This window comes from Caldicellulosiruptor changbaiensis (assembly GCF_003999255.1).
Taxonomy (GTDB): domain Bacteria; phylum Bacillota; class Thermoanaerobacteria; order Caldicellulosiruptorales; family Caldicellulosiruptoraceae; genus Caldicellulosiruptor; species Caldicellulosiruptor changbaiensis.
Genome location: NZ_CP034791.1, coordinates 1798814 through 1821861, shown reverse-complemented (window position 1 = coordinate 1821861; position 23048 = coordinate 1798814). Strand labels below are relative to the sequence as shown.

The 23048-nt window shown below is 29.7% G+C and carries 16 protein-coding genes and 3 pseudogenes; 17 read left to right on the top strand and 2 right to left on the bottom strand.

Annotated features, from left to right (window positions below; translation table 11 throughout):
- Positions 1-551 precede the first annotated feature (551 nt).
- The 13 genes and pseudogenes from ELD05_RS09040 to ELD05_RS08985 all read left to right on the top strand — a co-directional run bounded on the left by ELD05_RS09040 (position 552) and on the right by ELD05_RS08985 (position 15981).
- Positions 552-1838 carry an IS110 family RNA-guided transposase gene (locus tag ELD05_RS09040; RefSeq protein ID WP_127350861.1) on the top strand — a complete coding sequence of 429 codons (1287 nt, stop codon included), beginning with the start codon at positions 552-554 and terminating at the stop codon, positions 1836-1838.
- 1398 nt (positions 1839-3236) lie between these two features.
- A complete protein-coding gene (locus ELD05_RS09035; RefSeq protein ID WP_127352162.1) occupies positions 3237-4844 on the top strand; it encodes an ATP-binding cassette domain-containing protein in 1608 nt (535 codons plus the stop codon).
- A 17-nt stretch (positions 4845-4861) separates the two neighbouring features.
- A complete protein-coding gene (locus ELD05_RS09030) occupies positions 4862-6466 on the top strand; it encodes an ATP-binding cassette domain-containing protein (RefSeq protein ID WP_014042880.1) in 1605 nt (534 codons plus the stop codon).
- Between the two features lie 29 nt (positions 6467-6495).
- A complete protein-coding gene (locus ELD05_RS09025) occupies positions 6496-8112 on the top strand; it encodes a nucleotidyltransferase family protein (protein ID WP_127352161.1) in 1617 nt (538 codons plus the stop codon).
- 273 nt (positions 8113-8385) lie between these two features.
- Positions 8386-9598, top strand: a pseudogene (locus tag ELD05_RS09020) (MMPL family transporter); the annotation flags it as partial.
- 406 nt (positions 9599-10004) lie between these two features.
- On the top strand, positions 10005-10925 hold the full coding sequence (locus tag ELD05_RS09015; protein ID WP_241243455.1) for a polymorphic toxin type 44 domain-containing protein: 921 nt from the start codon (positions 10005-10007) through the stop codon (positions 10923-10925).
- Entirely contained in the window at positions 10909-11334 is a 426-nt protein-coding gene (locus ELD05_RS09010) for a DUF5412 family protein (protein ID WP_011917021.1), read from the top strand. Before ELD05_RS09015 ends, ELD05_RS09010 begins: the two co-directional genes overlap by 17 nt.
- Positions 11335-11647: 313 nt before the next feature.
- Positions 11648-11920, top strand: a pseudogene (locus tag ELD05_RS09005) (MMPL family transporter); the annotation flags it as partial.
- 202 nt (positions 11921-12122) lie between these two features.
- Positions 12123-12293: a hypothetical protein gene (locus ELD05_RS14105; protein WP_206516874.1), complete on the top strand. Its 171-nt coding sequence runs from the start codon at positions 12123-12125 to the stop codon at positions 12291-12293.
- Between the two features lie 237 nt (positions 12294-12530).
- On the top strand, positions 12531-13703 hold the full coding sequence (locus ELD05_RS09000; RefSeq protein WP_127352160.1) for an MFS transporter: 1173 nt from the start codon (positions 12531-12533) through the stop codon (positions 13701-13703).
- Positions 13704-13731: 28 nt separating this feature from the next.
- Positions 13732-13995 (top strand): PqqD family protein, encoded by a 264-nt coding sequence (locus ELD05_RS08995; protein ID WP_127352159.1) that lies wholly within the window; start codon positions 13732-13734, stop codon positions 13993-13995.
- Complete coding sequence (locus tag ELD05_RS08990) at positions 13996-15102, top strand: radical SAM/SPASM domain-containing protein (protein WP_127352158.1); 1107 nt, start codon at positions 13996-13998, stop codon at positions 15100-15102.
- 9 nt (positions 15103-15111) lie between these two features.
- Positions 15112-15981 carry a radical SAM protein gene (locus ELD05_RS08985; protein ID WP_241243690.1) on the top strand — a complete coding sequence of 290 codons (870 nt, stop codon included), beginning with the start codon at positions 15112-15114 and terminating at the stop codon, positions 15979-15981.
- Positions 15982-16000: 19 nt separating this feature from the next.
- Here the strand turns inward: ELD05_RS08985 and ELD05_RS08980 are convergent, their stop codons facing one another.
- Positions 16001-16939: a transposase gene (locus ELD05_RS08980; protein WP_127350937.1), complete on the bottom strand. Its 939-nt coding sequence runs from the start codon at positions 16937-16939 to the stop codon at positions 16001-16003.
- Between the two features lie 84 nt (positions 16940-17023).
- Here ELD05_RS08980 and ELD05_RS08975 point away from each other — a divergent pair, with 84 nt between their 5' ends.
- From ELD05_RS08975 to ELD05_RS08965, 3 genes are all read left to right on the top strand, one after another.
- Complete coding sequence (locus tag ELD05_RS08975) at positions 17024-17323, top strand: SPASM domain-containing protein (RefSeq protein WP_127352156.1); 300 nt, start codon at positions 17024-17026, stop codon at positions 17321-17323.
- 619 nt (positions 17324-17942) lie between these two features.
- On the top strand, positions 17943-19571 hold the full coding sequence (locus tag ELD05_RS08970; RefSeq protein ID WP_127352155.1) for a hypothetical protein: 1629 nt from the start codon (positions 17943-17945) through the stop codon (positions 19569-19571).
- A gap of 259 nt (positions 19572-19830) precedes the next feature.
- Positions 19831-21030 carry a hypothetical protein gene (locus tag ELD05_RS08965; RefSeq protein ID WP_127352154.1) on the top strand — a complete coding sequence of 400 codons (1200 nt, stop codon included), beginning with the start codon at positions 19831-19833 and terminating at the stop codon, positions 21028-21030.
- Here the strand turns inward: ELD05_RS08965 and ELD05_RS08960 are convergent.
- Positions 20985-22173: pseudogene (locus ELD05_RS08960) on the bottom strand (IS481 family transposase). The gene ELD05_RS08965 and the pseudogene ELD05_RS08960 overlap by 46 nt on opposite strands.
- A 291-nt stretch (positions 22174-22464) precedes the next feature.
- On the opposite strand from ELD05_RS08960, the gene ELD05_RS14470 reads away from it, so the two are divergent.
- On the top strand, positions 22465-22623 hold the full coding sequence (locus tag ELD05_RS14470) for a hypothetical protein (protein WP_241243453.1): 159 nt from the start codon (positions 22465-22467) through the stop codon (positions 22621-22623).
- The last annotated feature ends 425 nt before the right edge of the window (positions 22624-23048 follow it).

Here is a 23048-nt window from a genome sequence, read left to right as displayed (position 1 = left end):
CCTCGCCGATATTAGAGCTACGGAGCAGTTTACAGGGTGCACACATCTGATATGCTCAAATCAGATGTGGTAACCTGACCGTGCACAGCAAACGAGTAAACATTACTCATGTAATCCTTTGGGGTTCAGTCTTTCGCAAGCTGTGGCGTGCAGATGTCAAAGCACGTCCAGCAGGAGGTGTTCAAAATATATCCAAATAAACTAAATCAGGCTTAAACTTTTTCTGATTTTAGTTTACCAAAGATAAAGGGCAAATTTAAACTGTAGCAGTCAATTTTAATATTCAATTTTTGAGAAATGAGTGTTTTAAGAAAGGTGCATTATCAAAATGAATTTCCAGTAATCAATTGGTACTGATAATTAAATGTACCAATTGAGATATGAAGTTTTAAGTGATTTGATAATCATATTATACGAGAGCATTCCTGTAATGAACGAAAATGAGTGAAAATGAAGAGAAAAGAGATTTGAAAAGATAAGGTACCTCCTGATAAAATTAATAAAGTAAGTTGTACAACTTACGAAAAAACACAACAAAGGAGGTACCCTCTTTGAAGTATACACAAAATGAAAAGATATTACAAGTCACAGAAAGAACTTTAGTTGTAGGAGTAGATATAGCAAAGGAAAGGCATGTTGGTAGAGCATTTGACTTCAGAGGAGTGGAGCTTGGTAAGAGAATAGAATTTGAGAATAGGAAAGAAGGTATGGAAAAATTTCTGGATTGGGCAAATAAGATAATGAAAGCAAATGGCAAGGAGAGTATGATAGTTGGGATAGAACCTACAGGGCATTACTGGCTGTGCTTTGAGCAGTACTTAAGAGAGAATGGCATAAAAGTGGTATTAGTGAATCCTTTTCACGTGAAGAGGAGCAAGGAGCTTGATGATAACACGCAAACTAAGAGTGATATAAAGGATCCGAAGACGATAGCAATGCTTGTGAAGGATGGAAGATACACAGAACCAAATATACCCGAGGGTATATATGCTGAGATGAGAGTAGCGATGAACATATATGAAAGGCTTCAAAAACAGCTGAATGTTTTAAAAAATCAAATAATCAATTGGCTTGATATATATTTTCCAGAGTTTTTAGGAGTATTTTCTGATTGGGAAGGCAAGACAGCAATAGCGACGCTGAGAGAAATGCCATTGCCTTGTGATGTAGTAGGGAAGGAAGTAGAAGGGATTATAGAGTACTGGCGTGACAAAGTAGATAAGCGAGCGATTAGTCGCAGGAGGGCGATGGATTTAACAGAAGCTGCCAAAAGAAGTATAGGTAAAAAAGAAGGTAGAAAGCTGGCAAGACAAGAGATAAAATATTTGCTTGAAGAATATGAGCTTTTAAACAAGCAAGTAGAAGAGATAGAAGCCGAGATGGCAGAGCTTTTGAAAGAGGTGCCGAATGGCGATAAGCTTCTTGAAATAAAAGGTGTTGGAGTGAAGACAGCAGTTGGATTTATTTCAGAGGTTGGAGATATAAAGAGGTATGAGGATTCGAAGCAGATACAGAAATTAGCGGGACTCAATATAGTTGAGAATAGTTCTGGCAAGTACAAGGGTCAGACGTGTATAAGTAAAAGAGGGCGAGGAAGGCTCAGAAGTAGCTTGTTCAAGGCCATGATTACAATAGTAGCAAAGAATGAAGAATTTAAGCAGCTGCACAGGTATTACACCACGCGAGAGAACAATCCCTTGAAGAAGAAGCAATCATTAATAGCACTGTGTTGTAAATTGATAAGGGTGTTTTATGCGATTTTGAAAAAAGGCGTAAAGTATGATGGGAACAAGATGTTGAGCGATATAAAGAGAGAGGCTTTAGCAAGGACAGCGTGAAGTGAAGCGAAGTGAGAAAAATTGCTTGAACATTCTTAGTTTAAAGCAGGAGAAATAGTTTGAGTGATTCACATCTTGAGGGGGTAAAGAAATTCTTAGCTTTGCGAGGAGATTAAGTCATGTCGAGTAGCAAAGCGCCCCTTTTAATAATAGTTCACATCTTAGAAAATGTATTGATGGTTAAGAAATGAAGGAGAAAGGATTAAATGATTTTTTATAGAAAGTAGATTGAAAAATGTGAGCGGGTGGTCAGAGTACATCCTCCATACGGGCGAAGACCCTGCATACGAGCATAACTGACGTCCACGCCATGGTAGATGGGACGAGGGAATTGAGGGCAAGTGAGAAAAGACCCTGAGAGACATGAGAGGGTAAACACCATGGTTGTTGTGGATAGATACCCGCCGTAATATGGTAGAGCAACAAGATAAATACAATAGAGAGGCTGAGTCTAAGCTGGGTATGGTAGAATAAAGCAATAATAACAATATCAAGAACAAAATTATTTGTTTCGATAGCGAATTTTAAAGAAATCGCGAGATATTTTGAGAAAATCAAAGGTATATTGAGAGAGAGAAGATATAGTAGAGATATTACAATATGCATACTACAAAATATGGAAATGTTAATCAGCAATAGTAGTTATAACTTACAAGGGATATACTAAAGGGAAATACAAAATATAAATTTTTCTGTATTTAAAATTAGTATTGATGGTCCTAAAGAAATTCATAATAAGATTAGAGGTGATGGATTTTTTGAAAAAGCAATAAATGCTTTAAAGTCCTTAAAAGAATTGAACTTTAAAAATGTGACAGTAGCCACTTGTCTTATGAGAGAAAATTATGACTAAATTGTCATTAACGATATGAATTGATAGTAGTATATTTAATTGTAAGGTGTGATTATGTTAATTCAATTAATAGACTTTGATAAATTTACAAAACTATAAAGATGTAATGCAAAATAATGTGAGAACTTTCTTAATAGATATAAAAACAAATTTTAAAATACAAAATAATTACAATTAATTCGTTTCAAAATTAAAGAATTACAATAAAACTTTGAATGTTGCATATATACCGGAACTATATCATTTCGAAAACAATAAATTTAGAATAATAATGCAAAAAGAAAAGGAGTTAATTCTTTCTTGCTTAGTATATAATTATAAAAATCTACCTTTAAAAGTATTTTTAGATCAAAACAATACTACCTCAATTACTTGTTATAAATCAATAAATGCACCTATTACAGATTACTTTTGCCAGATTGAAATTTAGAAGAAAAAGTGATTAATTCAAAAGTAACATGTAATTGGTTGTTAGATAATTTATATAACAATACAGAGTAGAATTATTGAATAAGCTTATATTTATTGGGGAAGGGTGCAAAAGGATGAATTTTAAATACTATGTAAGAATAGTATTGTTATTACCTACTATTTTCATTGTTTTTATAAATTTAATTGAGGGTATCGTAAACATATATATTTCTAATACCTTTGCTAAATTATTTTCATTAGCTATCCAAAAAGATATGGAGGTTTTTATATGTAATGTAGTTACCTTTCTTTTAATTTATCTTATTATTATTTCTGGCAAATTATTTTTTTCATTGTTAATTGAATTTTTTAAAGAGAATAGAATTATTGAACTAAAGAAAAAGTTATTTATGTTGTTTTTGAATAACAAATATTCATTAATAGAAAAATATGGACAAGGTGAGATTTTAAATAGATTAGAGCAGGACTTTAATGATATAGTAAAGTGTTTTTATGTTCATTATTCTTCAGTTTTTTCAGCCTTAATATGTTTAGCAGGTTATTTTATTTTTTTGGGTCTAAAAAATTTTTCTCTTTCAGTTATTTTTTTTGGTCTTTGGATTTTACCTATATTTCCACTGTTTTTTACAATAAAATATATGAATAAAATAGTTGAGGAAAGTCATCGTGCAGATGATGAGTTAACAGGTTTTATTAAACAGTCTTTTGAAGGAATTGAAGTAATAAAAGCATATAATCTTTATGAATGGGCCTCTTTAAGATTTCTTTCCTTGGAAGAAGTCAGCAAAAAATGTGCAAATGAAATGGAAAAAGTAGGAACAATTGAAGATATACTTTACAACTTATGCAACAATATAGCAAAATTTGGTACATATATCATGTTAGGTTTATTTTTATATAAAAAATTAATAACTCCTGATTTGGTTGTAGTGTTCATATCACTTTTTCCTATTGTAATTGATAATTTTAAAGTAGCAGCAAAAGGTTTTCAAAATTTGAGGGTTGAAAAAAGTTCTTTTGAAAGAATTAGTGAAATACTAAATTTTGATATAGAAGATCAATATGGGAATATGATACAAATAAATGAAATTGAAAATATTGTGTTTAAAAATGTTTCGTTTTCCTATGAAAATTCTAAGAGTATCTTCAACAAATTAAATTTTCGTATCAACAAAGGAGATAAAATATTGATTATGGGTTCTAATGGAAGTGGAAAAACTACTCTTTTGAAGCTTATAATGGGACTTTATGAATCTTTTAAAGGTGATATTCTTATTAATGGTGTACCACTTTCAAAAGTAGATTTTAAGAGTTTCAGTAAACACATTTCATTTATTCCTCAAAATTTTACTTTCTTTACACAGGATATAGATAATAACCTTAATATGATGATTCAAGACAATTTGGAAGATAGAAAAAGAAGTTTACTGCACTTGTTTGGTTTGGATGATATTTTATCAAAAAAAATTAATCAACTTTCAGATGGGCAAAAACAGAAAATATCAATAATAAGAGGGTTGTTGAAAAAGTCTTCAATCTTAATAATTGATGAACCGACTAATTATCTTGATACTAAAAGTATAGAAATTTTGAAAGATATTCTTTGTAAAAGTGAAAAAACAATAATAATTGTTTCACATAATATTGAATTGGCAAGTTGTGTAAATAAAATTTGGAGAATCGAAAACCAATCAGTAAACGAAATTGCTGAAATTTATTAACAGCGAGGTAGTTTTTTATGGTGATTAAAGAAAAAAATAGATTAGTTAAGGATTTTTTGGTTAAATATTGGTATGTATTGTTGTGTGATATAATTATTTTTTCTCTACAAAATATTGTAGACATATATTTGGTATCAAAATTAGGAGTTTATATGGATGCAGCATTAAAAAGAGATTTTTATTTATTGAAAAACAACATAATTAATCTTCTATTTATTCTGTGTATTGTTATTTTTGTTTTGCCGTGCATATCTTCTATATATAGAGCTTTATTATTTGGGAAGGTAGTAGTCCTACACGATACTAATATCTACAAAAAATTTTTGTGTCAAAAGCTTTTGAAATTAAATAAATTGACAGTTGGTGAAGTGCTGACAAGATTTAATGATGATATAAGATTATTTAGATTTGCAATTTTGGATGTTGTTGAAATTTTGTTTTCTTGTATATTCATACTTTACGTACTATATGTAATGATAAAAATAGAAATTTTTTATTCAATATTATCTTTTATATTAGTTTTACTTCCTATAATAATTCCTCTAATCACAAAAAAACAAAACCAGAGAATTACAAAATATGGTCAGGAGAGGAAAGATGAATTAAGAGAATTAGAAAATCAAGTTGTTCAAAGTTTTTTGTATATTAAAGTTCATTCATTAGAAAAGGAAATAAAGGAAATGATAAAAAAGTGCTACCAAGACTTTATTGAAAAGTATGTAAAAGAGAAGATCAAAACTTCAGTTATTTTAAAGACAATGGATGATACTTTCTCTCAGATTTCAATGCTATTTATGTATATTTTGGGCAGTTATTTTATGTTAAGAAATAAAATTTCCTTGGGAGATTTTATAAAAATAACTGGATATTCAATTTTGATAAAGGGAATGATAAATTACATCATTAATACGATTAACCAGTTTTATAAACTTAAAATATTCTCAAAGAGGATATTAGATTTAATAAACTCTCCAGAAAGATATGGAGGAAAAGTACTAACAAAGGATATAGAAATTGTAGAGATAAAAAATATAGGATATAGGTTTGATAAAGATTATATTTTCAAGAATATTTCTCTTGACATAAAAAAAGGAGATAAAGTAGCAATAATAGGTGAAAATGGGTCTGGAAAGACTACTTTTTTAAAAATTCTTTTAGGTTTCTATGAGGACTATGAAGGTGAAATTTACATTAATGGGATTGAACTCAAGGAAATAAATTTAGAGAGTTTAAGAGAAAGAATTGGGTATTGTTCTCAACAGCCATTTATATTTAACTTTTCAGTGGAAGATAATATCAAGATGGTGAAATTCAACAAAGAAATAAATACTTTAGAGAGCGTTATGAAAAAACTAATGTTGGAAGAAATAAAAGACAAACGTGCGGGTGATAATGGAATTTATTTATCAGGTGGGCAAAAACAACGAATTTCTCTTGGAAGAGCAATGCTCAAAGGGAGGCAATTTTATTTGTTTGACGAAGTAACTGCAAATTTAGATGAAGAGGGGAAAAAAGTTATTTCCAGTCTGCTAGAAGATCCAAACACTACTATTATTATGGTTACTCATGAAAGGAACTTATTGAGATATTTTAATAAAATTTATCAAATTGATTTCAATTAAATTTTATTTTAGGAGGAGAATGGTATATAATGAAAGTATATGAGGTTTTATATAATTACTTGATAAATTATATAAAAGATGAGAGTCTTCTATATAAATTTGCTGAAAGTTACGAACTAGATAGAGTATTATTTTCAAAATATAATATAGATGACGAAGTCTTAAATAGAACAACCGCAAAAATAAAATTTCAAAAATTTATCAATGATATTATATTTAACGAGATGTTAAATATAAATGAAATTTGTTCGAAGATAAAAGTTTTGTTTTTGAAAGGTATTTTACTAAGCTATGATTTATATAAATACCCAGAAATTAGAAAAACAAGTGATATAGATATTTTAGTTACTTGTGACGATTTACCAGTATTATTAGACCATTTAGGTAAGTTAGGATATAAAGATGAAAAAGGATTACATGTAAGTGATAATTTAATTAACGTTTATGATTTAAAACTACGAGGACATAATCATTTACCTTCTATGAACAAACAGTTAATTATTGGGAATATGCTAGTTAATGTTCCGATTGAAGTTCATTTAAAATTTACATGTAACTGGGATGATGAAAATGAATTTATAAAACAATTGATAAATAAAGCAGAACAATATAAAGTTAAAGGGAAAATTTTCTATCGGTTAGATGTTAACAATAATTTTTTATATTTATTATATCATTTTTCAAAGGATTTTATCTTGGATTATTATTCTATGTTAACAGAAGGGAAGGAGCCATACTTAAGATTATTACTACTTATAGATATTTTACTTTTTGAGAATAAGTATAGAAATAAGATTGTTTGGGAGGAGATATTAAAAAATGCCGAAAAACTAAATATAGTAGGTGAAGTTCTATTTGCATTAAAGTTAATTTCAGAAATATTTCCTAAAGGAATGTATCAAAAATATATAGTTGAACTCCAAAATGTCTATCATAACTCTCTTCATAATGTAAAAGAAGGTTTTAGAAAAAAAGTTATTAAAGAGTTATTGAAATATAATGCTTCAAAGTTTATTTTTAGTAACAAAGCAGACATAATAAAAACAGCTATTTTTAAATTGAGAGAAGGTATATTTCTTATTTGCCCATATAAAATTAGAAAATCTTGCGAAAATATATTATTTTATAATTTGAAATGTTGTTTGTTGAATACAGAAACATATGAAAGGAATGAAATAATTTTAAATGGAGAAAATATTTCTATTGGAGTTAGCTGGGACTATAGTTTTTTCATTATTGTAATAAAATTACCATCATCAGAATTAGAGCATTGGTATAAAAAAGATATGGAAATTATTTTAAGTTTTTACAATTATCAAATATTAAAGATGATAGATATTAAAATCAAAGATGTTAGTGGGGAGAAAAGAATAATTGAAGGTGAGTATAATGTTAATCAAGATAAGATATTAGAAAATATACTTGATAAAGTACAAATAACAAAAAACGATGATAGCTTTTTACTTCAGCTAAAAATTCCTTGGAATGTTATATTGATTAATCCAAAACAGGGCAATAGATTTTTATTTGATATTCAAGTTAATGGAAAAGTAGATAAAAATATTGATAAAATAAATTATTTGGGTTGTTGGTTTTTAGCAATAAATGATCCTACAACAATGGCAGAAGTAATATTAGTTAAATAAAGATTTGTTTTGTTATATCTATGAATTAGAGCGATGAATTAGATTGATAGAACGATGACGAAATATCAATAGTAGACTCAATTTTTATAGAAGTTAGATTTATTTTTTTGCGCAAGGGTATATTTATTGTTGGTTCAATGTTGGGTAAAATAGATAATAACAAAGCAATTACCGGTAATATAAAATGTGCATTTTCAGCAAAGAAAGTAGTTTTATTTAAAAACAAAAGAAAGTTGAAAGCATCCATAAATTTATGTAAATTTTGCAAGCGAAAAGTGTATCAATTATATTATGGCTGCAGAGATTCTATCGAAGATTGAAAGTGAAAGCAGCAAACTTGCCCTTAAGCTAAAAGAATTTTCATCTGAATGTGAAAGGATTTCATTACAAATTTCAGAGGCAGATAATTCTTTAAAACTTTATCTCAAATTCGATTGACAGTATTGCTGTAGCTACCAAACATCTTGCAGATGCTCAAGGAAAAGTTGTAAGTGGTTATAACAAAATTGACAAGGGGCAAAAGGAAATAATCTCAGGTGTAAATCTTATGTATTCAAAAATTCAGGAGTTTGACAAACAAAAAGAACAGATTCTAAAAAAAGTTGATGAACTTCAGACAGGGTTTACAAGTTTAAAATCAGCGCTTTTGCAGATTTCTGATGCACTTAACAAGATGGCAAATTCTATGCAGAGTATGAAGAGTTATTTTGAAGGATACAAGACAACAAACATCTTTTATGTTCCACCAGAGGCTATAAAAAGTAATAGCTTCAAAAAGGCTTTAGATTCATATATGAATAAAGATAGAACAATAACAAAGATAATCTTGATTCTTGACACAAACCCATATACAAACAAAGCAATTGATGTTGTTGACAACGTGGAAAAAGTTTTGAAAAATTCTTTAGAGTTTGTAGACACTAAATTTGTTTCATGGGGAGTTGGAGGAATATCATCAAGCAACCACGATTTGAGAAGCATTTATTTTAAGGATTTCAAGACTTTAAGACTAATAATGATAATAAGCATTTTAATACTCATGTTCATTATTTCAAGGTCAATCTTTAATGCAGGTGTGATGGTAGTAATAGTTTTTGTCGACTACTACCTTGCACTCTCTATCACAGAGATGATTTTCAAAGGCATTTTCAAGTACGAAGCACTTAACTGGAGCGTGCCATTTTTCACCTTTGTTGTGTTCTTAGCTCTTGGAATAGACTACAGTGTATTCTTGCTGATAAGGTTTTATGAATATAAAGACTTGGAGATAAATGAGGCACTCAGGCTTACCTCAGCAAATATAGGACATGTAGTAACATCTGCAGTGATAATTTTAGCCGGCACATTTGCAGCAATGCTGCCATCTGGAATCTTGACATTAATGCAGGTTTCCATCTGTGTTGTGATAGGTCTTCTTTTGCTTGCATTTTTCCTGCTGCCGTTTTTGTATAATACTTTGATGAGGGTAAAAAGGGACATAGTTTAAAAAAGTATCTTTAAAAAAAAATAAAAGGCTGCTACCTATAAAAGGTGGCAGCTTTTTGTTTGTGTAACAATATTGAGAAAATTAAAGAAATTTAAAGCGATTTAAAGTAAGAGAGAGCTGATAGTTAAAAATTGCTTAAAATTAACTAAAAAAAAAAAAAAAAACGAGGTTGACAGAATAAAAATTAATAAAGTAAAATTGAGGTGAAAATACCAAGGATGATATTAATAAGTATAGAAATTTGCATATATCCTTTCGCGAATAAGATAGATTATATGCAAATAGGATGGTATACCAGAAAATATTAAAAGAAAATATTGCAACAAGTTTATGTCTGCTACTATTATATGTTTATTTGTTTTTCCGTAACTTAAAAGATTTCAACTTACAATGGCATCAACCTCTCATGGGTGCTCATGAAGGGATGCAAAATAAAATAGGTAGGAGGAATAAGAATATGAAAAACCGTAAAAAGAAGGTAGCTTTTTTAAGTATTATGACGAGTTTTGTATTTATATTTAATGTATTTAACTTCTCTTTGTCATATGCTGAAGATGAAAAATATAAGATAGTTGGCAACTATACATTGCAAGATAGTAAATTGATAGAAAGTTTGCTCAATATTAATAGTCTTGTGCTAAAAAGTCCCAAAAATTATTTAAGGATTAATGATGATGGAAGTATTACTGTCAATGAATCAATAAAAGATATAGTCAAAGACGATAATTTAATATTGAAGTATAAAGAATGCATAAAATACCTTAACTTAGCTATAGAGGAAGGAATTATAGAAGTAAAAGATGATTTTAGTATACAGCTTTCAAAAAATATACAACTAAAAAATAAAAGTGTAAAAAGCGATAAAAATTCAATTGTTATTCAGCGTGATCCAGATGAGCCAGAGCGTGTATATTTGATAGAAATGTGCAGAGCTAATGTAAATGAATTGAACGGTATTTATTTATCAACATTAATTATTAGTGGAAATGCTGCCTTAGCGTATTCTGCAAAAGTTGCATATTGGACATCTAAAGTAAGAGAAGGTGGTGATTGGGATTACAAAAGAATATATGGATGGAATAAATTATATAAAATCGTTGTTGATGGTAAGATAGAGTATATACATGGAGAAGATATTGGTAATATTCATTATGGATATACAGGTAGATCATTACCTCTTCCAGCAGAAGTTTTATGTTCAGCTGCTGGACTTGCTCAAATATTAACTGGAAATTTTAAAATTTCTTGGTATAATAGCTATTTTGATGATCCGAAAGATCAAGAAGCAATTAGGAAAGGGATATCATGGTATGAGCAAGGTTTATAAATCTAATGGTTCAGCTGAAGTAAACAAAGGTTCTTTTAAAAGAATATTAATCAAATTATTGATGACAATATTAATGCTCATATTATTATTTACTTTATTTGTCTGCTGGCGATTTTTTGATATGAACATGCTTCCGCATGGCGAATTTTTAAGTGAATCTTTATCCCCTGATGGAAAATATAAAATTAAATTTTACTTAATCAATGGTGGTGCAACAACAGCATATGGAGTTAGAGGAGAGCTGTGTTATAAAAGTGGCTTAAAAATTAGAAACATATACTGGGATTACCCGGAAGATAGAGCTGATGTTAGATGGATAAATAATCATGTAGTTATAATTAATGGTCACAGATTAGACATTTTTAAAGACTCTTTTGATTGGAGAAAAGAACCTGTAAAAAGGCGATAGAACAATTTTGAATAAAAAACAAAAATCTCAGGGAAAGTGAGCAGAGTATTTTTTCGCTATAGAATTTTTCTTAAGCTTAAATAGCCTGCAATCCTTTATTTTCAAAGATTTGCAGGTTATTTTTATTTCAGCAATCTACAAAAGTCCCTTTGTAAAAATAAAGGCGATTTTTTCTTTTTTTGTAATATAATTTTATGGGTAAATTTGATAAAATGTATAGATACGTAAAGGAACAAAAATTAGGCTCTATGTCATAATATGATTGTATTTAAGGATAAATGGATAGAGAAGGAAAGGAAAAGTATACTTTAGAATAAACTGCAGTGTGTTCTTGCTGATAAGATTTTATGAATATAAAGACTTGGAGATAAACAAAGCACTGAGACTTACCTCAGCAAACATTGGTCATGTTGTAACATCAGCGGTGATAATTTTAGCCGGCACATTTGCGGCAATGCTGCCATCTGGGATTTTGACATTAATGCAGGTTTCAATCTGTGTTGTGATAGGTCTTGTTCTGCTTGCATTTTTCCTTTTGCCGTTCTTGTTCAATGGTTTGATGAGGATAAAGAGAGATATAGTTTAAAAATGCTTTTAAAAAGCAATTTAGATAGCTGCCTCCAGAGAAGGGGGCAGCTTTTTGTTTGCGAAAAAACATGAGAAAATTTAAGAAATATAGAGATATTTGAAGAAAGAGAAAGCTTATAGCTAAAAATTGCTTGAAATTAACTAAAAAAAAAAAAAAAAAACGAGTTTGACAGGATAAAAATTAATAAAGTAAAATTGAGGTGAAAATTCCAAGGAGAATATTAATAAATATAGCAATTTGCATATTGCCTCTCGCAAATGAGATAGTTTATATGCAAATAGGATGGTATACCAGGGAATATAAAAAAGAAAATATTAAAACATGCATATATATAATTATTGAGGTTCAATTTTATCTTACAAAAGAATGATTTGACACTTGATCATCTAAATTATTACATAAAACGCTCATAATGAGCGTTTTATAACATTACAAAATATTCTAACAAGAGAGGAGGTGCTATTTAATGATGAAAAATTACTCTAAACCTGTTGTTAAAAGGGTAGTTAGAGGTTTAGTAGTAATGGGCGGTCACAAAGTTTAAATCATTAGTGGCAAGTCACTTTTAGTGACTTGCCACTACTAACAAGAAACGCGAGGGGGTTTTATGTTAGCTTATTATGTAACAATTTTTTTAAAAGGCACTGCAAAAGGGTTATTTTTTCCTATTTGGATATTGCATATGTCAAACAACAAAATTTCTTTGTTTTTTATTGGTATATTAGGTACAGTTTTGGAAACAGTTAGGTTTATCACAGAAATTCCTCTTGGGGCATTTGCAGATAAATATGGTAGAAAAGTTTCATTATTTTTATCAGCTTTTTTATATTTTATAGCTTTTTTCTTATTTTCATTGGGAAATACAATTTATATGTTTGTATTTTCAGTATTAATAATGGGATTAGCTGATTCTTTCGAATCTGGAGCATTAGAGGCATGGTTAGCTGATCATTTGATTCTGAAAGGGAAAGTCGATAAACTTGAAAATGAGTTGAGAAAAATGTACATTATTTTGATTGCTGGAAGTATTATTGGAGCAATTTTTATAACCTATTTGTACAAAATGAATACTATTATGCCATTTTTAGTGTCAGCAGTATTATATTTAATTGCTACCTTAATAACATGTATTTTTGTACCTGAATCGTTGCCAGTATCTCATAATTCGAATATCAATAAGTCAATAATAAATAAAATAAAATTATCTGTTTCTTATGTGATGTCAAGTAAAACTCTATTGTTATTGTCATTAGCAATGTTTTTATTTGCAATAGGATTTGATGGTATAGAAAGATTTTATCAGACATATTTAAAATATAGAAAATTCAACGTTTTTTGGATAAGCAATATATATATAATTAGTGCTATTTTTGGTCTTGCGTTTATGTTTTTACAAAACATGTTGATTAACAATAAAAAGAATGATTTATTAATAATTGGCAATCTAAAAATTTCAATGTTTATAATACTAACTGTTGCTATCTTTATAAACTTAAATATTATCTCATACTTATGTTTAGTGTCCTTTTTTGTATTAGAAGTTATTCTTAGACCTTATCTTCAAAGTTATCTAAATAAATTTATTGATTCTGAAATAAGGGCTACTACATTATCTTTTTTTCAATTTGCAGAAGCGAGCGGCGAAATTTTAGCAGGTATAGGAATTGGTTACTTTATAAAGGTTTTAGGCATTTCATATGGTTTGTTTGTAAGTGCTGTATTTATTTTAATTTCGGGTTTAGCAGTTTTTGTTTTGTTATTTTTTGAAAGGATATATTGAAATACTGATTAAAATGGGGGGTGTTTAGATGCCTAAATATAAACAAGTAAAAGTGGATTATAGAATATTTAAAAATGGATATTTATTTAGTAATGGAATTGCTTTAAACAAAACAGCTTTTGAAATATGGGAATGTTGTAGAGAACCTGTAGATGAGAATATAATTGTAAAAAAGTTCTTTGAAAAATATACGCCTCAATCTGATGAAGATAAAAAAATGATTATTGAAGATATAAAAAATTGCCTGAATTTATTGATAGAAGGGAATCTTATCGAAAGGATTGATGAATAAATGGAATTAGTGGATACTTCTATTGGAATTAAGGAGATATTAGGTGATATACCAATACTTGCTGCTTCAATAAGAGTAACTAAAAGATGTAATGCATTTTGCAAACATTGCTATGGTAACTCAGGTGAACCATTTAATAATGAGTTAACTACTCGAGAAATTAAGAAGCTAATAGACGTTTATAGTGATGAATTTGGAGTAAAGAAAATCTTTTTTACAGGCGGTGAGCCATTTGCAAGAGGAGATATAGTAGAGATATTACAATATGCGTACTATAAAAATATGGAAATATTAATAAGTACTAATGGTTCTCTACTCACAAAAGATATACTAAAAGAAATACAAAATATAAACTTTTCTATGTTTCAAATTAGTATTGATGGACCTAAGGAAATTCATAATAAAATTAGAGGTGATGGATTTTTCGAAAAAGCAATAAATGCTTTAAAATTATTAAAAGAGTTGAATTTTAAAAATGTGACAATAGCTACTTGTCTTATGAAAGAAAATTATGATCAAATTAATAAAATAATTGATATTGTAGTTGAATATGAAGTTGATATATATTCTTTAGTTTTACTTTTAGTAGCTGGTAGAGCTAATAGTGAACTAGATGTAACTTCGCAAGAATTAAAATTAGCAATTAATGATTTGTTTAGTGCTTATAGAAAATATAAAGGAAAATTCAAGTTAGCAGAAAATAGTATTATTCCGCCAGCTTTAGTACCTGCCGATTTACGAGAAGAAGGTCTGCATAAGCAATTTGAGGTATGTTGTGCATTTCCTAATATCATAGGTATTGAAGCAAATGGTGATGTTGCTCCATGTGATGGTTTTTTTACTTTTCCTGAATATATTGCAGGAAACATAAGAGAATCTTCTGTCTTGGATATATGGGAAAGGTCTAATGTATTTTCAAAGTTGTCCGAACTAAATAGATTAGATATTAAAGGTGTTTGTAGTAAATGTATATTTCTAAGTACATGTGCAGGTAGTTGTCGTGCCTCAGCGTATGCGTATTATAAAGATATACATGCACCATTTCCAACGTGCCAAAAACTATATGAAGAGGGTCTTTTCCCGCCGGATTGTATAGTAGGAGAGTGAATTTTGAAAATGTTTGTAAATAGTGAAGATATTTTCAGTAGCATACCCATATTATCTGCTTCGGTTAAAGTTACTCGCAAATGTAATTTAGCTTGCAAACATTGTTATGTAGCAAATAAAAATTTTGATTATCAAAGTGAACTTTCTGTTAACGAGATTAAATTGATAATTGAACAGTTATATGAGGCAGGTTGTTTAGACTTGTATTTAAATGGTGGAGAACCTTTTCTAAATGAAAACATATTAGAAATTTGTGAATTTGCACATAATAAAGGATTGAGAATTTCAGTGAGTACTAATGGAATTACTATCGACGAAGAAATAATAAAAATATTATCAAAATTTAATTTGAAGATTTTTCAAGTTAGTATAGATGGATTAGAAGAAACACATGATAAAATAAGAAATAAAATAGGAGCTTTTAGAGAAGGAATAAAAGCATTAAATTTAGCAAAGAGATATTTTAAAAATTCTGATACTACAGTGATAATGGCAACGACATTAATGGAAGATAACAAAAATCAAATTTTCAAGTTATATGATTTAGCTTGTGAATTAAACGTTGATACATATGCATTAATTCCATTACTTCCAACAGGAAGAGCTTGTTCTGCAATAGATGTATCAGTAAAAGAAAAAATGGATATTTTTAGTAATATAGCAGAATATTTTGTAAGTAAAAATACTTCTACCGAGCTAAGTCTTATTTTACCACCTGGTTTAATACCAAAAGTATTATCAACAAGAAAGTATGGGAAAGGTTATTACTGTACATTTCCAAACATAATAGGAATTGATTCTAATGGGAATATAGCACCATGTGATGGTTTATTAAATATAAATGAATTTAGGTTGTTGAATAAAAATTATTACCAATAATACATAAAATGAGCAAAAGTTATTGATTCCATTCATATGCGAAAGAAAACTTCTTACCTTCTACTTTTCTGAGAAGTTGCTCAAACAAAAAAGTAATTAGTATCCAATCAATATACCTTTTATAATTCTTAAACCTCCTGAGCCTTACATTCTCAAGATTATATTCACCTTTTAATTTACTAAATAGTCTTTCAATCTTTGTTCTATGCTTGTATAGCTTTTTGCCCTCTTCAGTTTCTAAAAATCTTATGTTATTTCTTCTAAAAACATTCTTAACATTGTTTTTATCTTTCATGTTTCTTTTGTTTATCCCAGCAACAAATTTAACTTTAAGCTCATTTGCTATATTAAACCATCTGCTACAATCGTATCCCGCATCTGCTAATACAATCTCACAGCCAAAGCCCCATGCCCTATATAAAAGCTCTTCTTGTCTTGAGTCATGTTCATTTGCCCCTGTTAAAATCCAGAAAAGTGGTATTACTTCTTCTTTACCTGTACACAAAAGATGTAATTTGTATCCCCTGTAAAATCCTATTGTAATATGTATACCTATTTTTGCTTCTGAATCATTTTTGGCACTTCTCAAAGGTGTAGAATCTACTATCGCTATACTCATATCAGGTTCTATCTTAGCTATTAATATGTCTTTTATATCTTGCATGTATTCTTTTTCTATTTTTCTTGACAACTTCGCAAAATATGAATAGTCCGGACTTTCTTCTATACCTACTACTTGCTTAAACTCTGTGTCTTGATTTATTCGATATTCTAATTCTCTGAAACTCTTTATCCCCTTCTTAACTTTGTAAACCAGACAAGCTATTATTTGAAACAAATTAAATTTCCTTGGGCGTCCTCTTCTATTGTGCTTTATTCTCCTTGTCAGAGCTTCAGTAACCTTTTTCACTACAAAAAGTAGCTTTAAAAATTTCTTATTTTGTGCTTTAATATTCATGAGTATATCTTTTCCCCCTTGTGTTTTGTTGTGGTTTTCTCTTAAATTAAATTATAACACAAGGGGTTTTTTTCATTTGTTACTATGTTTACTTTATATGGTTATTTCTTTTATTCAACAACCTCTATAAATGAATTAATTATTGGGAATATTAGAGAAAAAACTATAGAAGAATGCTGGTACAGTTTTGTTATGGAGGAAATAAGAAATATCAATGTAAATCAATTAAAAGGAGTCTGCTCAATGTGTAAATTTCTCTCTACTTGTAGAGGTGGCTGTAGAGCTTATGCATATATCAAAACAGGTAGTTTTTATGCTTCTGATCCATTATGTCAAGAAATTTACGAAGCTGGTTTATTTCCTAAAGAATCTTTAAAGACATAGTTTATATTTTTTTATTTCGTTGGCAAACCAAATGTTTCCATAAACTGTACTTTTATTAAGAATTTTAGCTTTGATAGAAGTTTATATCTGCATTGTAATAGAGTTAGTTCTGTCTGCATTTTTCCTACATCCGTTTTTGTATAGTACTTTAATAAGAGTAAAAAGGGATATAATATAAAAGGAACTTCGAAAAAATTTGAAAGCTGCTTCCAAGAGAAGGGGGCAGCTTTTTGTTTGCAAAAAACATGAGAAAATTCAAGAAATTTAGAGATATTAAAAGAAAGAGAGAGATAATAGCTTAAATTTGCATAAAATTAACTTTAAAAAACGAGATTGACAAAATGAAAATTAATAAAGTAAAATTGAGGTGAAAATGCCAAGGATAATATTAATAAATATAGCAATTTGCATATTGCCTCTCGTAAATGAGATAGATTATATGCAAATAGGATGGTATACCAGGGAATATAAAAAAGAAAATATTGCAACATGTTTATGTTTGTTACCATTATTTGTCTATTTGTTTATTATACTTAAAATATTTCAAGTTACAATGGCATCAACCTTTCATGGGTGCTCATGAAAGGATGCAAAATAAAATAGGTAGGAGGAATAGAGTATGAAAAACTACAAAAAAATTGTAGCAATTTTAATAACATGTACTTTAATGATTATAAGTGTTTTTTCTATTTTGCCTCAAAAAACTACAGCTACTATACCTTCAGTCAGCAAAAGCAATGATTTTCCAAATTTTAAGACTATATTGAATATTCCTGTATCCGAAGAAGGTATTGAATACACAGGGATGGCGGGTTATGGTTCTCACGAAGGACCTAATGCTTTTGATGTGAAAGGAGATAAAATCTACATTCTTGATAATGTTCATCATAGAGTACTTGTATACAGTAAGAGCAAAGGTGATTTAATTGAAAAAATTAATATACCAGAAGGGCAATGGATTCATGGTATGGCAGTTGATAAAAACGGCAAGATATATTTATTTAATGCTGGTCTGAATACTTTAATTACAATAAACAATGGCACAATTGAAATTGCCTCTTTAAATAAAGAGATACGGTTAGAACCATTTGCTTACTTTGGAGTAAGCGAAAAAGGGCCTTTTGTAGTACTTGCTGGAGACAAAATGAAAACTTGTTTTTTGGGTAAAAGACAAAATGGTGAGTATAGAGAGAATAACTTATACGTAACAGAAGAAAAAGAAGGAAACATGTCGTCTGATGGATGTATATGGAAAGCAAATGTTTCTAATCGAAAGGCTTACATCAATACACTTGAGGTTAGCGAATTTCCGAGATGGCTTGTCGACGAATACAGTGCCTATTATTATATTGGGAAAAATGGTTTTGTTCAATTTTGGAAGATAACCAATGATTATGGCGAATGGATAGTTAAGTTAAATTCAAAAACACAGAATATAGAAGGGCTCGTAAAAATTCCGGATGTTAAATATTCTTGGCCGCAAAAAGATGTAGTACTTGATAATGGGAACGTCTTTGTCTTGTTGCCATGTGAGAAGAGGGTATATGTATTAATGGTTGACTCATGGATGACAAGCGAACAATATATAGAATACACAAAATCTTTAGGAAGTGGAGAAAATGCAATTAGTAGCAAAATTGAAACAGAGCAGTCTGCAGAAAAAACCTTACCCGCTGCGATAGCTTCCAGTATAACCAGAGGCCAAATAATTCTAACTGCTCAACAATATAATAATTACAAATGGTATTGTTCAAAACAAAATTATGATGGTTCAAAGGTTGCAAATCCCAGTTTATGGAAAAGACCATCTTTCATAACATCATACAATACGTATTACTATCAAGTTCCGTATTGCTGGGGCGGATGGGATTCTTTTTCTGGTTTTGATACCAAAATTAAAGATGGATATGCAGCTGGAAATGTTTGTACAAATGCTCCTGGATATGTAGGGGGAACAGCTGGAGTTGACTGTTCTGGATTTGTAAGCAGGTGCTGGGGTTTGTCTCAAAAATATAACACAACTGGATTAATGAATATATCTACTAAAATTAGTTTTTCCTCTTTACAGCAGGGCGATATATTGTGTAACAGCAGCCATGTAATGATTTTCTATAAAAGAGATCAGAATGGAAATTATATAGTATATGAAAGCACAACAGGAGGTTACGATCGGGTTATTCACCAAGCACGAAGTAAGTCGTATGTAGAAAGCAACTACGGTGCATATAAATGCCCATTTGTGAATTAAAGTACCAAAGAAGTTGTTGTTAGTTAATATGTGGGTTATGTCAAATCAAAAAACCTCCTTGTGGCTATATTCACAATTAGCCACAAGGAGGGCTTTTATTTATTTTTGAAGAATGAGTATGTGAACAGCAAATTGCTCAAATCAATGAATAAGGAAATATTAGTTCAATAATCAATCAAACAGTTGTAAATAAAAACAGTTATAAAAGTTCATATCATATTGGTTTTTATGAAAAAAAAGTGAAAGGGTGTGAAAAAGAATGAAGTCAAAAAACAAAATGCCTACAACAAGGTTACTTGCTAAGATAGTTGCCTTTGTGGGAATGCTTTTAATTGGGTTTTTAATAATTTATAATCAACAAAATGTTACAAAAATTGGATATGTAAGAGTTTTAGAAAAGAAAAATCCCAAGATATTGTTTGGAATGACATTAGAGGGAAGACTTGTTGACAGCCGTGGAAATGACGATTTGCTATTCAAATTCAAAACAACCGATGCTGAGATTAACAAGAATTTTACACTTTTCCCACGTCGATTTTTTGCATGGGGAAAAAATCATGTAGCTTACACCAGTAATCTTAAAGAAATAATTGTGGTTGATTATAAAACCAGAAAAGAGGTATATCGACAACAATTAAAAGAAGGGATAGAATATATCAACGTAAATAAAGAAAAAGAAGAGTTTGTAATAGCAACCAGCAAAGCATTGTATCTTTTGAGATGTCAGAAAGAGCATAGAAATGGAGAAAGTAAGCAATTTTTATTAGAACGTATAGCAGAAGGTAAATTTTGCTGGCCGTCTATTTCGCGTGATAGCAGATACATAGTGTGTGGAGAAAATAACAGTAAAGAAAATCCTTCAGCCACATCACTTGTATTATTTGATTTATCAAATAATACAAAGAAAAAACTTCTGTCTGAGAAATTTGGTAATTTTTCAGTAAAAGTTGTTTATAGAATAATATACTCTACTTCTATAAGCAGTGATAACAAATGGATTGTAATAAGCACCAGATCACCAGCAGATCCACCATATGTATGGGTATCAGCAATAAATTTGGAAAGCGGAATTGTAAAGGAATTTAGTACAAATACAGGATTGTGCAACTCACCAGGATGTTTTATTTCAAATGATAAATACATGTTTGCGCAGGGAGAACCAGAATATCAAGAATTTGGGGATTATTCTTCTATTATTGACCCGTTTAGATCAAAACCGGTTATTCTTGACCTTAATACTGGAAAGTTGGAGATTGTTAACGATGTGCCCAAAGACAGTAATGCCTATTGGCCGATATATGGTAATGATAAAGCAATTTATTTTATTGACAGAAACTATCAGTCATTTGTACCTAATAAAATTTTTGATACCAATATTTATAGACTAAAAAATAAAAAGGTTGAGCTATTATTTCAAATAAAGGGCGGTATTGTAAGTTGTGATGTGATTTCAAAGTGAAACTTTTCTGAAAGGCAGAAAAAAGATTTATAAAAATGACCAAGTCGGCACGTGGTGAAGACATATTTACCACCTAATTTATTACAGAACAGAGAATAGAAAGTACCTACTTTCTTCAGAATGTTCTCAAGAAGTAATGTAGGAAACTGAAAAACGTGGGAGGAGACCAAAGATTTCGAATTTATGAACTTTTCAAATGGTGTCCTCCCATTCATTCCTTTACCACTATGAGGTCTAAAAAAGTTCCACGTATCCTGCCACCTTTGAGCTCTCTGAATAAATTCTTCTTTGTTTTTACATCTCTCAGCATGAATCTATTGCTAAATATTCGTCATCTGCTCGATGTGAATTTTCAATTACCCCCATAAGATGTTTTGCTCTTGGTGGAATAGGATTTAGTTCTACTCCTAAAATAGAAAACATCTTATTCCACTCCTTTAGCTTTCTTTCACTTCCTCCGCAAAATTCTTCTCCATTGTCCAATTCGGATTTTTATTGGGGTTCTCACATTATGTGTTCTTAACCATAAAGCAACCAAAGATATAAACATGAAGCCAAAAGCAGATGAAAGTTCATAGGAGTAAGCTGTAAATCTTGCTCTTGTTGCAATATCTATCATGTTCCACTCATAGCAAGGTAAATTGTGTTTTTTCATATGTTCGTATACTTCTTCAGGAAGGCTGTCTTTGTCTAAAAGATGCTTTGTATCAAGTTGAAACTCAGAAAATGGAATGAGAGCTTCATAATCATATAAACTTCTTTCACCCTTTTTTGTCTTTCTTGTTTTTCCCAGGTAACAGCGTTTCTTTTAAGAACTGACTTTATTGTGTTTTCGCTTATTTTAATGCCATATTTTCTGAAAAGATAAAGAGACAAACGTCTGTATCTAAAGCCAGTTCTTTTAGATTCCTCAATAATGAGATTTTCAAGTTCAGAAGAAAGTTTTCTGGGGCAAGTTTTAGGTTTTCTTGATTTATCCTCAAGAGGACCGTAAATTGCTCTTCTTATAGTAGCTCTTGATACACCTAATATTTTAGCAGTTTTTGATACGTTTTTGTTGTTCGCCACAAAGACTTTCCGGACTAATTCTCTTGCTTTTTCGGGAGATATTTTTCTTATTTCGTGATATGATATAATATTCATAGTAGGCTGCCCTCCCATCCTGGTAGTTTTTGAAAGTTTCTTTTGAATGGGAGATTACACTTTTTAATTAATATTCATGTCAGGATGGAGGCAGCCTCAATTCTTTTTATGAGTTTCTCCTCACTATTTTCGCACATTCTTTCGCTGTGGTAAATATCTCTACACCTATTCGAGAAAATGACCAAGTCATTTTTGAAACGTCTGATAGTGAGAGTATCCTCAAAGGTCCTTATATTTCAGAAGATAATGATATTGCATTCTACACGAAAGATATAAATTGCTGGAGACGAAATGAAGCTTAATATAGGCAAAGTTAAAGATGAAAAGATTGTAATAAATAAAAGAGTGAAATGGGACAAAGGAACTGGCGATATTAAGTTTTCTGGTAATTCCATTCAGTTTAAAAGTGACAGTGGGATAATAGAGTATAAAATTGATGATATAAAATAACAAATTTTGTATAATAATTTGATGAGAATAGAAAAGGATAGAGTCTTAAAAATTTTTTAAAGAGGATTAGAAAGCTGCTTCCAAGGGGTGGGACAGCATTTTGTTTGCGAAAAAACATGAGAAAATTTAAGAAATTTAGAGATATTTGAAGATAGAGAGAGCTGATAGCTAAAAATTGCTTAAAATTAACTAAAAAAAAAGAAAAAACGAGTTTGACAGGATGAAAATTAATAAAGTAAAATTGAGGTGAAAGTGCCAAGGAGAATATTAGTAAATATAACAATTTGCATATTGCCTGTTTTAAATAATAAAGTTTATATGAAAATAAGATAATATACAAAAGAATATAAAAAATATTGCAACCTGTACTTAAAAAGATTTCATGTTACAATGGCATTAACCTCTCATGGGCGCCCATGAAGGGA

Excerpts from the sequence above, each read along its gene's own strand:
- ELD05_RS09015 (WP_241243455.1), top strand. The coding sequence starts at position 10,005 with ATGGGTGCTCATGAAGGGATGCAAAATAAAATAGGTAGGAGGAATAAG.
- ELD05_RS09025 (WP_127352161.1), top strand. The coding sequence starts at position 6,496 with ATGAAAGTATATGAGGTTTTATATAATTACTTGATAAATTATATAAAA.
- ELD05_RS08990 (WP_127352158.1), top strand. The coding sequence starts at position 13,996 with ATGGAATTAGTGGATACTTCTATTGGAATTAAGGAGATATTAGGTGAT.
- ELD05_RS14470 (WP_241243453.1), top strand. The coding sequence starts at position 22,465 with ATGAAGCTTAATATAGGCAAAGTTAAAGATGAAAAGATTGTAATAAAT.
- ELD05_RS09035 (WP_127352162.1), top strand. The coding sequence starts at position 3,237 with ATGAATTTTAAATACTATGTAAGAATAGTATTGTTATTACCTACTATT.
- ELD05_RS09000 (WP_127352160.1), top strand. The coding sequence starts at position 12,531 with ATGTTAGCTTATTATGTAACAATTTTTTTAAAAGGCACTGCAAAAGGG.
- ELD05_RS08970 (WP_127352155.1), top strand. The coding sequence starts at position 17,943 with ATGAAAAACTACAAAAAAATTGTAGCAATTTTAATAACATGTACTTTA.
- ELD05_RS08985 (WP_241243690.1), top strand. The coding sequence starts at position 15,112 with ATGTTTGTAAATAGTGAAGATATTTTCAGTAGCATACCCATATTATCT.
- ELD05_RS09010 (WP_011917021.1), top strand. The coding sequence starts at position 10,909 with ATGAGCAAGGTTTATAAATCTAATGGTTCAGCTGAAGTAAACAAAGGT.
- ELD05_RS09030 (WP_014042880.1), top strand. The coding sequence starts at position 4,862 with ATGGTGATTAAAGAAAAAAATAGATTAGTTAAGGATTTTTTGGTTAAA.
- ELD05_RS08995 (WP_127352159.1), top strand. The coding sequence starts at position 13,732 with ATGCCTAAATATAAACAAGTAAAAGTGGATTATAGAATATTTAAAAAT.
- ELD05_RS08975 (WP_127352156.1), top strand. The coding sequence starts at position 17,024 with ATGTTTACTTTATATGGTTATTTCTTTTATTCAACAACCTCTATAAAT.
- ELD05_RS08980 (WP_127350937.1), bottom strand. The coding sequence starts at position 16,939 with ATGAATATTAAAGCACAAAATAAGAAATTTTTAAAGCTACTTTTTGTA.
- ELD05_RS08965 (WP_127352154.1), top strand. The coding sequence starts at position 19,831 with ATGAAGTCAAAAAACAAAATGCCTACAACAAGGTTACTTGCTAAGATA.